Genomic DNA, 13,247 nt, shown 5'->3' on the forward strand with positions numbered 1-13,247 from the left:
TTTTGCGACGGAACGACCCAACATTATGAAAGTGCCCAAGCTAAGAGCCTCGTGTCGCAAGTCCGCGCTTTCTACAATGCCGGACTTTTCGGAGCACCGCGCCTCAGCGATCGACATCGGCGAGGTGGCACGGGGTTCGCAGTTAAGAATCTTCGAGCTGCGCACGCAGCGCGACGAAATGAACAGCCGGATCAAGCGTTCGCACCCCCCGCCTTCGGTCGTTCTTGAAGCAAGTTGGGCGAGGGGGCAGAACTCGTAGGAGCTGTTCAACACGGAGAAGTCTATCGACGGGTCACCAATCGTAGCGTAGTACAAGATGTTTGGCCTAGTCGTCGCAAACTTCCCTCCGTCTCGGGCGGGAGCGGAGCAGCGACACTGGACCTTTGCGCTGTCGGGATCGGACGGTAAATCCGTTGGCGCCGCTCGATATACTGAGTTCAATGTGTGGAGGTCACCCATGAATGGTCGATGTCTGTTGCGAGGCAGCGCGCCACTTTGAGCCCGGTCGAAGACCAGTTCCGTTCAGGCGGTGAGGAATTCGCGTGTGCGCAATGTGCTCGGGCAGAATAGTCCAGGGTCATACGCACCGGGGTGTGTGCGGGATAGTACTGAGGTCAGCGTGCTATTGCACTCAGCGAGCTCGAAGCGGACTCAAGGGACTCGACTAGGTTCAGTTCGAGCTCTGGCATACGGCCGGCCGACATGGCCACTGTTTCCGCGCGAGCTTGCGCGTCGATTTCGCGTTGGACCCCCGCACGTGCGGTGTCGGTCCATGCCTGTGCACAACGGTCGGCGGCCACGGCGAGGTCTGCTGTTGCGGGGTCGCCGGTCAGGCGCGCGATGTCGGCACATCCGTCGGCGAGCAAGCGGCGGAACAGTCCTCCGCCAGTCCCTGCTTTTTCGATGAAGGCGCTTAGGCTGAACAGGAATATCTCGAGCTGGTCTACGGGGAGGTCGGTCCAAATCGGGATGTCGGCCGCGAGTTGAGCGGCCGCAGCTAGGCCTTCGGCGCCCTCGGCCGTTGCAGTCGGGTCGACGATTCCTGGCTGTGACGGGTGCCGCATGCTGGCGGCCGATTGGCTAAACGCTTCTGCTGCCACTTGCGCCAAGTCTGGCAGTTCGTCTGACCACGTGATGCGGTACGTGCAGTGGCGTGTCGGTTGCGGAAAGGATGTCGAGGATCGAGCGCGCGCCAGTGCCTCGAGTGGGACCTGCTGCACCTCGGCGCGGTCATTGTCTACGACGTAGGCGATACCTCTAGCCTCGTCGTAGCCGATAATCACGATGTCGTGTCGACTCATCTGTAGCTGGACCCGCAGGTATGGCAGCTCGGCGATGTCGCCCCATATGAGACTGGGTCTGCCTGTGTCGATCTCGTCGCGGATCCACGACCATCCTTCCTCGGGGTCGTCGGTGGTAAGCATTTGGACCTTCGCACCGAGGCGGCGGGGCAGATCGAGCTCGAAGTCGGCGCCTCGGCCCACCAGGTAGAGCGGTGGGACGAGGTCGTCCGATCGGAGGTAGGACAGTCCTAGAGCGCCGCCGAGGGCGAACACCAGGCCTTCATCGGGTGGGCCATCCCATCCCAAACCGTGCCAGTGCAGAAGATCGCGCATTGCGCCCGAACCACAGTGTCCCCCCATCCGGTGGGGGTAATCCTCGATCACGGTTGGGCGTTGCATCCGTACTCCTCACGGGGTCAGTCGGTCAGGGCTTGGTCGGGCGGGCAGGCATTGGTCGGCGTTCGTCGCTGGAGGTTTCTTCGACGCTTGCCGTGTGTACCTCTCATCGTGCTGGTGAGTCAGGGGATGTACTGGGTCATACCGGTATTGGTGAGCTCAGTTCGGTTCGGTCGGTGGGGAGTTGCTGGGTGATGGCCCGTTTACTGAACATGAAGTCCCGCGGTCGGTTGATGCAGTCGGCGGCGAGGAGTTCACCTGCGCGCAGGTAAAAGCACGTGAAGTCGCCGTCTCGGGTCGGATCGCCGCGCAGGACAATTTCATCGTACCCGGAGTTGAGACCGGCGATCTGGAGTTTGAGGTGGTATTGATCGGACCAGAACCATGGAAGCGCGGCTATTTTCTTGTGTTTGCCGCAAATTGTGGCGGCGGCGACTTTGGCCTGCTCGCCAGCGCTCGGCACGGACTCTAAGCGTATGCGGCGGCCGTAGCGGGCCATGTCGTGAATTGCGCAATCTCCGGCGGCCACGATATCGGGGTCGCTGGTGCGTGCTTGGTCGTCGATAACGACGCCGTTGTCCACGGCAAGCCCTGCGGCGGCTGCCAAATCGGTGTTCGGCTCAATACCGATGCCGACGATGACGAGGTCGGCAGGAATTGATTCCCCATCGGCCAGGATCACCTCTCGGACCCTCCCGTCGCCGGACATGGCCTCGACGAGCGTGTCCGTTCTGATGTTGACGCCTTTCTCCCGGTGGATCCGGTCGAAGAATGCCGACACCTCAGGCGCGGTGACACGCTCGAGCACGCGGCCGGTCGCTTCGAGCACGGTGACCTCCAGACCCAGCGCTCGCAACGAGGCCGCCGTCTCGAGACCGATGTAGCCACCTCCGACGATCACGGCGTGGCAACCGGGGCGGGTGGCCTCACGGATCCTGGTGACGTCCGCTGCAGTGCGTAGGTAGTCGACCCCGGCCAGGCCGGCTCCCGTGGTAAGTAGTCGTCGAGGACGGGCACCGGTGCACAGCGCGAGCTTGTCGTACCGCAGTGTGTCGCCGTTATCTAGGATCACATGACTAGCCGCGCGATCAATCGTTTCTACGGTTGCATCGAGGAGATGGATGCGCTGCTTGGCGTAGAAGTCTGGGCTGCGGATCGCGAGGTCGGCGAGTGCGCTGCGGTCGGCGAGGTAAGCCTTCGATAGCGGAGGGCGATGGTAGGGCAGGGTCGACTCGTCCCCGATGAGGACGATCTCGTCGGTCCACTTTTCCTGGCGCAGGCTGGCTGCGAGCTGGGCGCCGGCGTGGCTGGCCCCGACGATGATGGTTCGCTGCATTGTCATGTGCTCGATTTCGGGGTGAGGCGGACCATCATCTTGCTGATGCCTCGAACGAAGTTGGACTGCACATATTCAGGTTCACCGATGACCTCGATGTTCTCGAAGCGAGGGAGCAGTTCCTCCCAGAGAATCCGCAGTTGCAATTCGGCCAGCCGGTTGCCCATACAACGGTGGACCCCAAAGCCGAAGGAGATGTGGTTGCGGACGTTGGCTCGGTCGATGATGAAGTCATCCGGGCGATCGAACACGCGCTCGTCGCGGTTGCCCGAGGCGTACCACATGACCACTTTGTCGCCCTTGCGAATGAACTGCCCGTTCAGCACGGTGTTGCGTGTGGCGATCCGACGCATATAGGCCAACGGTGTCTGCCACCGGATGATCTCCGAGTTCATGTTGGGGATCAGGTCGGGGTTTGCTTTGAGCTTCTCGAATTGATCCGGGAACCGGTTCAAGGCGAGCACACCGCCACTCATCGAGTTCCTAGTCGTGTCGTTGCCTCCGACGATCAGCAACAAGAGGTTACCCAGGAACTCCATCGGTCGGTTGATCAAATCCTTGGTGTTGTCGTTGCTTTGCAGCATTGTGATCAGATCGAACCCGGGTTCTTCTCCGGCAGCGGTCCGGGCAGCTTTGTCGTGCCAGTGCTCGCTGAGACCTCGCGCCATCTCGCGCATGCCCACGAAAGTCTCGTCAAGGTCGGACGGACCGCCGTTGGTCTGTTCCATCGAGGTCGCGAGATCTGACCACTCGACGAGCTTGCGACGATGCTCGTACGGAAAGTCCAGGAGAGTCGCGAGCATTCGAGCGGTCAACTCGATCGAGACCCTTTGTACCCAGTCGAACGGCTCGTCCACGGGAAGGTCATCGAGGACCTCTTGGACGCGCGATCGAATCAGCCCTTCCATTTCCCGCAGATTCTTTGGCGCAACCACACCCTGCACGGCGGCCCGCTGCCGGTCGTGGCGTGGCGGGTCCATAGCAATAAACATCGTGATGTCCAGAAAACGAGGCGGGGTCCCGATTACGATCAGTGGTTCGGCGGAGAAGACCTCGTGGTTCTTGTCGACCGCGACAATGTCGGCATGGCGGGTGATGGACCAGAACGGTCCGAACGCGCTATCGGGCAGGTAGTGCACCGGCGCTTCGTTGCGCAGGCGTTCATAGTAAGACTGCCAGCGTCCCTGCCGGTAGAGGAAGGGGTTGCTGAGGTCGATGTCGGCGAGGTCGACGTCCTCGACCGGGGGTATGGGCCGCTCGACGAAGATCTTCTCCCCGTCCGTTCTGGTCACCCACCGGCGGGTCTTGTCGTACAGGTGCGCTCCCTGGATCTGCAGATCCACCGGGATGACCGACTGGACTTGTGCGGTGATTGTTTCAGAAACCTTCACGATGACTGTCCGTTCTCTCGTCGTTACAGCTGGTACTCGGGGAGTTCGACGATCAACCCGTCCCACTGCTCAGTTGCCGTCATCTGGCAGGACAGCCGCGAGGTCGGTTGACGCTCGGGGTGCATCGCGAGCATCTCCTCCTCACCTGGGCCAGAGCGGCCGACGTGCTCGGACCACTGCGGATCGACGATCACATGGCAGGTGCCGCATGCTGCCTCACCTCCGCAGTCGCCGTCGATGCCGGGCACCGCGTTGTTGGTCGCGATCCGCATCAATGACTGGCCTGCTTCGACGGGCGCTTGGTGCTTCTCGCCGTCGTAGGAGACAAAGGTGACAATTGCCATAACCAACTCCTGTTACGTTGTCCTTGGTGTGGGGACTACTTCAAAGTGTCGTGGAGCACAAGCGCCGCGGCTATGTTCACTCAAGTCATTAAGTTGTGAATTCGGGTCAGGACCCACCATATGAACAGGGATTCGTTAGTTCCCCCGCTGGTGTTCGTGCAGATGCTCGAGAGCCAGGCGCTCGACCCGGACGCCATCGCGCGGCTTCGCGCCATCATGACTCGCGCCGGCGCTGACGAGGCGACGCTGCTCGAGCGTGACATCCCGGCACCGCTGCAGTGGTTTCGGCAGGTCTATCCCGAGCTCGACATCGACCAGGCAACGCTGCTGGGTTTTGCGTTCGCCGAACAGGCCCGTCTGACGTCGTTTGGAGCCCTGAGTGTTCCGCTGGTCAGTGCGGGCTCGATCACCGAGGTCGTAGAATTACTCACCTACCTGCCGTTGATTTCGACAGCTCTTCGCCCGCAGTTGCATCCTGGTGACCATGGCCTCACGGTCGGGCTCACCGCATACACCGGCGACCGAGCCCTGGACTGCCTTACTGTCACGTACAGCGGCGCAACGTTGTTGCGGCTGCTCGACATGCTCGTCGGTGACGCCCCGACCGTCACACTCCACATGAACTGGTCAGCACCCACCGCCCTGGCCACGCATGAAAAGGATCTGGCCGTCGCCGGGCGCCTGCACTTTGACGCTCCGATGTCCTACCTGTACGTCCCCGCTGACACGCTCGACGAGGTGTGCCGGTTCTCCGATCCCCTCGCCTATCGGCTCGCGGTCGCGGACCTGAAGCGGACCCTTGACCAGAGAAGCGGAGATGTGTCGTTCTCCGAAAAGGTCAGGCAGCTGTTAGAGAAAGATCCCAGACAGCCCCATAGCCAGTGGGTCGCGGACGAGTTGGCGGTATCGACAAGCACACTCAAGCGGCGCCTGTCTGCGGAAGGGACGACCTTTCGTGAGCTGCGCGAGTCGTGTCTGCGTGAGAACGCGATGCTGATGTTGCTCACCCGATCAATGTCGGCAAGTCAGATCGCCACCGAGCTCGGATACAGCGATCTGACCAGCTTCTCGCACGCCTTCAAGCGGTGGACCGGCCACTCTCCGAGCGAGTTTTTACACTCCCGTCCGTGAGCAATCCCCACCACCCATTGTGATTTGCCGCGGTGTCGGCCTTTTGGCTGTTGGTACTCGTGGGTCTGGGTGCGCTTCAGTTGGTGCCAAGGGCCGCGATCTTTGTCAGCCTGGCGCGGGAGGTTCCTCGAGTCCTAAATAGCGCAGTGCAACTCGTGAGATCTGGCGTCCTGTTGTCTGACGATCGCCAGCAGGCAAGACAAGGTGACTCACGGTCAGCCGGACGAGCGCGTCGACTCCGTCAGCGACATCGTCACCGTCCAGTTGCGGAAAGTGCGCGGCGAACCAGCGCACCAGCTCGTGCGAGGCGATCTGAAGCAAAGTGGTCGAGGACGTCAACAGCGGCAACATCCCTGTGCCGCGTGCGGTTTCCTCGCTGACGTCGGCAGGATTGGATGTCAGGACCGCTTTGAGCAGAGGGCTGGCAGTGGCCTCATCCAGCGTGAATCGCACCGAACAGACGATGGCCTCTGCGGCATCGCCGCTGTGTTCATCGAGAACTCGACGAATCCCCGTCAGGAACCGTTCTCCCTCACGCACCACCAGGGCGTCACCCAACCCCTGCTTGTCCCCGAACTCTTTGTACAACGTCGGCCGAGAGACCCCGACCCGCGCGGCTATCTCAGCCACGCGCACCCGATCCCACCCCTTTTCCACGGTCAATATGTGAGCTGCCGAGAGCACTTGCTCGCGCATGTGCCGTCGGAACGACATGCGCATCGTCTCGCTCGCCATGGCGACACTCTAAACACATGACCGATTTTGTCCATTCTTGACCAGAATGCAGTGTTCAGCGCGGTGCCGCGCCAGGCGGCCCGACGTTGACATTCTAGGTAGATCTGACTGCACTGTTGACAGTTATGGTTCATTTGTAGTGCTGTTACATCAGCGAACTTCCTCGGCCCGATTGGAGCGGTGTGACAGATGGCCCAAGTGGGATAACAGGTTCGCCGGATTCACCTGCCGATCATATCGACCCCGTGCTGGCTGGCTGGGCGGCTGGAATGGTAGCTGACCTGCCCGACGGTACGCAGCTACCTGCGCACTCCCCTGGCTGCCTTGGTTGCGGGCCTGACAATCCTCACGGACATCACCTCGAGGTACATCGCGACGGCGACCGCGTGCATGCGGCGCTCACCTTCGACGAACGCCACGTGGGAGCGCCCGGTATAGCCCATGGCGGTGCGGTGGCCACCGTCTTTGATGACCTGTTCGGATTTACGCTTTTCATCGTTGGCGAGCTAGCCGTCACCCGCTCGCTGCAGGTCGAGTACCTCGCACCCGTGCGACTGGGAACTGACTACACGGTCGTTGCAAAACTGGACCGACGCGAGGGCCGTCGACTCCATGTCGATGCGCACCTATCCGAGCCGGGCGGCCGCGAGATCGCCACGGCATCAGCGTTGTTCATGACGGTGACCCTTGAGCACTTCGCGCGCGCACTCGAGCAGCCATGAGCACCGACGCGAACGGCGCTAGTCTGCTCAGGGAAGCACTTCTAACCGACCACGGCAGTGCCGGCCCCTACGAGTCCTACCAGCGACTACGCGCCGCTCATCCAGTCCTACAGACGAGTTCAGGGGTAGTGGTGCTCAGCCGACACCGCGACTGCGACAGCGCTCTGCGCGACCGCACCTTGGGCAAGGCCGACGAGTCACTGGGGTTTGGGCTCACTGAGGTGCCCGACGCGCTACAGCGCAGAGCCATGCACCGCTTCCGACGCACTATGCTTTTCCGCAACCCTCCCGATCACACCCGGCTTCGCCGGTTGATCACCGACGTCTTCACCACGCGCCACGTCGAGTTGCTGCGCGCCGGTATCGTCGCGACCATCGAGCACCTGCTCAGTGAGATGGCAGGCAAATCGACCGTCGATGTGATGACCGATCTCGCACTGCCCCTTCCCGTGAACGTCATCGGCGATCTGCTCGGCGTGCCCGCCGAAGGACGAGATCTAGCCGCCAACTTGGTGCGCGACCTGGTAGCACCCTTGGAGCCGATGTCCGATGCACAAGCCATTCGGCAAGCGGCCCACGCCGAGGATCAACTGGCTGAATACCTTGGAACGCTGCTCGCAGACAAGCGCATTCACCCCGCCGACGATTTACTCAGCAGACTTGCCGCAGCGCACGGCGAGGACAGCCTCGACGACGACGAATGCGTCGGTACCGCAATCTTGCTGTTCGCCGCCGGCTTCGAGACCACCACCAATCTCATCGGCAACGGGCTGGCAGCACTCCTGGCCAACCCTGATCAAGCCGACCTCCTACGCCGACGACCTGCGTTGTCCGCCAATGCTGTCGAGGAGCTCTTGCGCTATGACGCCCCCATTCAGACGAACGGACGTACCGTACTCGAACCGACTCAGATTGCCGGGGTCGACCTTGAGCCAGGCCAGGTCGTACTCATCTTGCTCGGTGCAGCCAATCGCGACCCTGACCACATCAAATGCCCCGACACCCTCGACATCACCCGCACTGTCTGGCGGCCGCTGTCGTTCGGTGCAGGCATCCACTTCTGCCTCGGTGCCGCGCTCGCCCGTATGGAAGGCGCGGAGCTGTTTCCGCGACTACTGAACCGATTCCCCGAGCTCGCCGCAACTGGAGAGGCGACATGGCGACCGGGGCTCTCGTTCCGCGGTCTGATCTCACTCCCAGTGACCACCCAATGACAACTTCCGCGCCGGCTAACCTCGACAGGCTAGATGAGTCTGCGGCTGCGCAACGCGACGCGTCCGGACGCCCTGCACCCGACCCGGCCTGTGCCCGGTTCGCCCTCCTGCCCAAGACGTCCTCACCAGAGCTGGATACTCGGATTCACTTGTGTGCGCGTGCAACCATGGCGCGCTGCCAGGCCCTTGCTGCACACCCGGACAAACCCTTCAGCAGTACCCACCCCAGCCCTGCCGCCAAGCCCCGAATTGATCTACCAACCCTTCGCCGAAGGTACCCCGGAGGCGGGCACCGTGGCGCCGACCTTCCTGCCGGGTCGGGGTGTCGAACAGGTGAATTGCACGACTAGCCCGGCGGACACTCCTCGACTTTCGCTACTATCAGTAGCACTTCGTGCGAACGAAGATCGCCAGGCGCCCGAGAGCAGTCTCGGGGATGGGAGTGTGGGTGCGGTGATGGCGGCCAGGCGCGACGCGGGTCCTCGGTCCAAGGACGTGATGGATGACAAAGACCCGCGTTTGGTTCGTTCACGCAATCGGTTGGTTGATGCGGCATCTGCCCTGTTGAAGACCGGCGGGGTTGATGCAGTCACGGTCGGGGCGGTCTCCCGGATGTCGTGGGTGGCTCGAACGACGTTTTACCGGCATTCGACGGCAGCACCGATTTGTTGGCTGCGGCGTTCGAACGATTGTTGCCCCCACGCCGACGTCCCTGACGCGCACGGACCAATCCGCGACAGTTTGGTGCGGTTGGTCCGTGCTCAGGCTGCGTTGATCGAGCAGGCGCCACTGCAATTGACCACCTTGGCGTGGCTGGCGATGGTGCCCGAGGAGCCCGGGGAGCAGCAGAACACCCTCGCGCCGCTGCGCGCTCGTGTCATCGCGCAGTACCGGGAACCGTTCGATCAGGTGTTGCAGAGCGCCGCCGCCCAGAAGGAACTCGACGAGTTCGATCCCGGCGTGGCCATCACCCAGCTCGTGGGCCCGCTGGTCTTCGCGCGGCTGTCCGGCCTTCGCTCGATGAGTGGCGCAGACTGCGAACAGCTTGTCGACGATTCTCTGGCCGCCCACCGTCGCGACTGACCGAAGTCCCGCGTGCCGAACCATCCCTCCTTTTCGCTACATGTTGTAGCGTAGTGATACCGATTGATTCATTTGTCGAAGGGTGTGCGATGCCAACGCAGCGATGGATGCGTGAGCAGTGGTGAAGCTTCGGCGATCAACCGGCCGCGGTGAGTACAGCCGGTCGCTGGGTCAGGTGGGACGCTTCGTCTTGTCGCACAAAGCGCTGGTAGCGGGCGTCTGGGTGGCTGTTGCCGTGGTGTTGGCTGTGCTGTTTCCCCAGTTGGAAACAGTTGTGCGCCAGCAGTCGGTGGACCCAATTCCTAAGGGAGTGCCGTCGTTTCAGGCGCTCGATCGCATGGGCGAGGCGTTCGACGAAAAGGGCGCAAAGACCACGGTGTTCGTGGCAATGGAAGACCCGGCCGGACTCACCGAGCCCGCCCGCCAACGCTATGACGACCTCGTGGTCCGGCTCCGCGCCGACCGCGACGATGTGCAGGCCGTACGCGACCTGCTCGCCGACCCGATCACTGCCCGACAAGCGCTCAGCGAAGACGGCAACGCCTGGTACCTGCCCGTCGGGGTCAGCGGCAGCCTCGGCGGGCCGACGGCGGCCCACGCTGTGGAATCGATCCGCGAGACTGCAGCAGAGGTCTTCGCCGGCACCAGCACCACGGTCCACGTGACTGGACCAACAGCGACCTTCAGCGATCAAATCGTCACTGCTGAAAAGGATCTGGTGATCATCACCATCGCCACCGTCGTGCTGATCGCCATAATCTTGCTGATCGTATATCGGTCAGTATTCACTGCGTTGCTGCCGCTTTTGGTCATCGGTATCAGTCTCGCCGTAGCCCGCGGAGTCCTGTCTGCGTTAGGTGAACTGGGCATGCCAGTCTCGCAATTCACCGTTGCGTTCATGACTGTCATCTTGCTTGGCGCCGGTGTGGACTATTCGGTTTTTCTGGTCAGCAGATACCACGAACGGCTGCGCCAAGGCGCCGCCGCGTCCGACGCTCTCATCGATGCCACCGCCACCATCGGCCGGGTGATCCTTGCGTCGGCAAGCACTGTTGCTCTCGCGTTCTTAGCCATGGTCTTCGGGCAGCTCAGCGTCTTCGCCACCCTCGGCCCCGCCTGCGCGGTGGCGATCCTCATCGGATTCCTCGCCACCGTGACATTGTTGCCGCCAGTGCTGTTGTGGGCTGCGCGTTGGGGGTGGGGTGCCCCGCGCAAAGATCTCACGCGGCGCTACTGGAACCGCATCGCGGTCCTCGTCGTACGCCGCCCGGTGCCGTTGCTGGCCGTCAGCCTCGTCGGGTTGACGTTCCTCAGCCTCACCGCGCTGGGCATTCAGATCACCTACGACGACCGAGACGGTCAACCGAAAACCACCGACAGCAACGAAGGTTACGCACTGCTCAACCGGCACTTCCCGCAAGACATCACCATCGCCGAATTTGTCGTCGTGGATTCGCCCACCGATCTGAGAACAACCAACGGACTTGCCGACCTTGATCAGATGGCAGCTCGGATTGCGCAGATCCCCGGCGTCACCCGTGTGGTCGGTGTCACTCGCCCGACCGGGGCCAAACTCGAACAAGCCCAACTCTCCTGGCAGAACGGGCAGATCGGCGATCGCCTGTCCGGCTCAGTAGGTGAGGGCCAAGCCCGCAAAGGCGACCTCGAACAATTGCGTTCTGGTGCAGACCAACTCGCCGACGGCCTCGAACAACTCGACATACAGATCCGCACCAATCTCACCCCACTGGCCGGCATTCTTAACCAAGTCACCACCATCGGGGCCGAAATAGGTCAATACCAACCACTTCTACAAACACTGACCGCCGCCGCACCCCAACTCGACCAAGCCGCGCAGAACGCCCCTCAGCTAGCAGCCCTGGCCGAACAGTCATCAGCCGCCATAGCCACAATCACCTCAGTGCTCCCGTTACTGGATAACTCAGCGCTGTGCACTCAACTACCCCAATGCAGCACCCTGCGCCAACAAGCCCGCGATCTCGCCGCACTCCGCGACAGCGGGTTCTTCACCCAGATCACGACACTGTCCACCCAGCTCGCGCAGATGGACACCCCCCTCACCGCGGTCACCAACCAACTCAACGCCACCGTCGCCACCCTCGAGACCACTCTGGGAACCATCGGGGCCCAAGACCTGCCAACCAAACTCGCCCAACTGCAGACCGGGGTCTCCCAACTCGCCGCCGGCTCGCGAACACTCGTCGAAGGCGTATCTGCACTCGTCGACAGCAACCTTCAACAACTCGCCGGCATGGCCACCCTCGCCGCCCAACTACAGACCACCGCGCGCGAAACCCGCGGCTCGGACTCGGCCACCGGCTTCTACTTACCCAAAGATGCTTTCGCTGACCAGCAATTCGCCGACGTTGCGCGCCAATTCATCTCCCCGGACGGACACACCGTGCGCTACGCCGTCCAGACAAGCTTCGACCCCTACAGCGCGGACGCCATGCGCCTGGCCAGCACCATCGCCACCGTCGCCAACGACGCAAAACCCAACACCACCCTGACCGACTCCACCGTCTCCGTCGCCGGCTTCCCCGCCATCAACGCCGACCTGCAACGACTGCTCACCAACGACTTCCGCCTCCTGGCCCTGGCCACCCTGGCCATCGTCGGCATCATCCTGATCATCCTGCTGCGCTCACTGGTCGCACCCATCTACCTACTCGGCACCGTCGTACTCAACTACACCGCAGCATTGGGCATAGGCGTCCTGATCTTTCAGCACATACTCCACACCGACATCGCTTGGCCCGTACCACTATTAGCGTTCATCGTCCTGGTAGCCGTCGGCGCCGACTACAACATGCTGCTGGTCTCACGATTGCGCGAAGAATCACATCACAACGTCCGAGTCGGAGTGCTCCGCACCGTCACCAACACCGGCTCAGTCATCACCTCAGCAGGCCTCATCTTCGCCGCCAGCATGTTCGGCCTCATCGCCGGCTCCATCGGCATCATGACCCAAGTCGGACTCATCATCGGCGTAGGTCTTCTTATCGATACTTTCATCGTCCGCACCATCGTGGTACCGGCCATCGCCACACTCCTCGGCAACGCGAGCTGGTGGCCCCAAAAACCAACGCCCACTCCCACCCACCACCGCCACTGACCCCACCCCGCAGACAAGAGTAGGCCGACGTCGACGAACAGATCCAGTACTTCCCGGACCCGACCAGGGCCTTCGAACACTTCCGCCACTTGACAAACACAGAGGCACCAAATTCTCAGGCCCCACCGGGACTGTCTGAATAACGGTGGATCCGGTCCTTGATTCAACACGCCGAGCTGAGCTTGGCGGGAAGGATCGACGATGACCGAAACACTTGATCCCATGGCAGAGACTGAGGTGGATCAGAAGCAGTTGGCCGAGCAGCTCCTGGCTCAGGCCAAGGAGCAGGGCGTGGAGTTGATGGGCCCGAACGGACTCCTCAATCAACTCTGACGGCGCTCATTGAAATTCCCCAGTAACGCTCACTGAAATTCCCCACCCGTGTGGCACCGCCAACGAGGGCGGGTCTCCCTCGATGCTGATGGTCTCTGACCACTCATCAGCTACTCGAAGGAGACCCGCTTTCTCATGCTTAC

10 protein-coding genes and 2 pseudogenes are annotated in these 13,247 nt (G+C 62.1%); 6 read left to right on the forward strand and 6 right to left on the reverse strand.

Annotation, left to right across the window (positions count from 1 at the left end; genetic code table 11):
* Positions 1-614: 614 nt before the first annotated feature.
* From KXR83_RS26105 to KXR83_RS26120, 4 genes are all read right to left on the reverse strand, one after another.
* Positions 615-1,682 (reverse strand): BtrH N-terminal domain-containing protein, encoded by a 1,068-nt coding sequence (locus tag KXR83_RS26105; RefSeq protein WP_023958968.1) that lies wholly within the window; start codon positions 1,680-1,682, stop codon positions 615-617.
* Positions 1,683-1,818: 136 nt separating this feature from the next.
* On the reverse strand, positions 1,819-3,021 hold the full coding sequence (locus KXR83_RS26110; protein WP_023958966.1) for an NAD(P)/FAD-dependent oxidoreductase: 1,203 nt from the start codon (positions 3,019-3,021) through the stop codon (positions 1,819-1,821).
* Positions 3,018-4,406, reverse strand: a complete 1,389-nt coding sequence (locus tag KXR83_RS26115) for a cytochrome P450 (protein ID WP_023958964.1) — start codon at positions 4,404-4,406, stop codon at positions 3,018-3,020. Before KXR83_RS26115 ends, KXR83_RS26110 begins: the two co-directional genes overlap by 4 nt.
* A gap of 23 nt (positions 4,407-4,429) precedes the next feature.
* On the reverse strand, positions 4,430-4,750 hold the full coding sequence (locus tag KXR83_RS26120; protein ID WP_023958962.1) for a 2Fe-2S iron-sulfur cluster-binding protein: 321 nt from the start codon (positions 4,748-4,750) through the stop codon (positions 4,430-4,432).
* A gap of 120 nt (positions 4,751-4,870) precedes the next feature.
* On the opposite strand from KXR83_RS26120, the gene KXR83_RS26125 reads away from it, so the two are divergent.
* Entirely contained in the window at positions 4,871-5,881 is a 1,011-nt protein-coding gene (locus tag KXR83_RS26125) for a helix-turn-helix transcriptional regulator (protein WP_031332468.1), read from the forward strand.
* 105 nt (positions 5,882-5,986) lie between these two features.
* Here KXR83_RS26125 and KXR83_RS26130 read toward each other — a convergent pair whose 3' ends face one another.
* Together KXR83_RS26130 and KXR83_RS26135 are read right to left on the reverse strand one after the other, a co-directional pair.
* Positions 5,987-6,577, reverse strand: a complete 591-nt coding sequence (locus tag KXR83_RS26130) for a TetR/AcrR family transcriptional regulator (protein WP_031332467.1) — start codon at positions 6,575-6,577, stop codon at positions 5,987-5,989.
* 338 nt (positions 6,578-6,915) lie between these two features.
* Complete coding sequence (locus KXR83_RS26135) at positions 6,916-7,059, reverse strand: hypothetical protein (RefSeq protein WP_437427195.1); 144 nt, start codon at positions 7,057-7,059, stop codon at positions 6,916-6,918.
* Between the two features lie 9 nt (positions 7,060-7,068).
* On the opposite strand from KXR83_RS26135, the gene KXR83_RS26140 reads away from it, so the two are divergent.
* From KXR83_RS26140 to KXR83_RS26160, 5 genes and pseudogenes are all read left to right on the forward strand, one after another.
* Positions 7,069-7,338 (forward strand): PaaI family thioesterase, encoded by a 270-nt coding sequence (locus KXR83_RS26140; RefSeq protein WP_437427196.1) that lies wholly within the window; start codon positions 7,069-7,071, stop codon positions 7,336-7,338.
* The gene (locus tag KXR83_RS26145) at positions 7,335-8,552 is read left to right on the forward strand and encodes a cytochrome P450 (RefSeq protein WP_062800736.1); all 1,218 of its coding nucleotides are present in this window, start codon (positions 7,335-7,337) and stop codon (positions 8,550-8,552) included. Before KXR83_RS26140 ends, KXR83_RS26145 begins: the two co-directional genes overlap by 4 nt.
* A 456-nt stretch (positions 8,553-9,008) precedes the next feature.
* Positions 9,009-9,635 (forward strand): annotated as a pseudogene (locus KXR83_RS26150) (TetR/AcrR family transcriptional regulator).
* A 118-nt stretch (positions 9,636-9,753) separates the two neighbouring features.
* The gene (locus KXR83_RS26155; protein ID WP_062800738.1) at positions 9,754-12,771 is read left to right on the forward strand and encodes an RND family transporter; all 3,018 of its coding nucleotides are present in this window, start codon (positions 9,754-9,756) and stop codon (positions 12,769-12,771) included.
* A 201-nt stretch (positions 12,772-12,972) separates the two neighbouring features.
* A pseudogene (locus KXR83_RS26160) lies at positions 12,973-13,101 on the forward strand (IS256 family transposase); the annotation flags it as partial.
* Positions 13,102-13,247 lie beyond the last annotated feature (146 nt).

The sequence above is a fragment of the Williamsia muralis genome (genome assembly GCF_051487485.1).
Classification (GTDB): domain Bacteria; phylum Actinomycetota; class Actinomycetes; order Mycobacteriales; family Mycobacteriaceae; genus Williamsia; species Williamsia muralis_B.

Coding starts and splice junctions, on each gene's coding strand:
- KXR83_RS26105 (WP_023958968.1), bottom strand. CDS start 1,682: ATGCAACGCCCAACCGTGATCGAGGATTACCCCCACCGGATGGGGGGA.
- KXR83_RS26110 (WP_023958966.1), bottom strand. CDS start 3,021: ATGACAATGCAGCGAACCATCATCGTCGGGGCCAGCCACGCCGGCGCC.
- KXR83_RS26120 (WP_023958962.1), bottom strand. CDS start 4,750: ATGGCAATTGTCACCTTTGTCTCCTACGACGGCGAGAAGCACCAAGCG.
- KXR83_RS26125 (WP_031332468.1), top strand. CDS start 4,871: ATGAACAGGGATTCGTTAGTTCCCCCGCTGGTGTTCGTGCAGATGCTC.
- KXR83_RS26130 (WP_031332467.1), bottom strand. CDS start 6,577: ATGCGCGAGCAAGTGCTCTCGGCAGCTCACATATTGACCGTGGAAAAG.
- KXR83_RS26135 (WP_437427195.1), bottom strand. CDS start 7,059: ATGGGCTATACCGGGCGCTCCCACGTGGCGTTCGTCGAAGGTGAGCGC.
- KXR83_RS26145 (WP_062800736.1), top strand. CDS start 7,335: ATGAGCACCGACGCGAACGGCGCTAGTCTGCTCAGGGAAGCACTTCTA.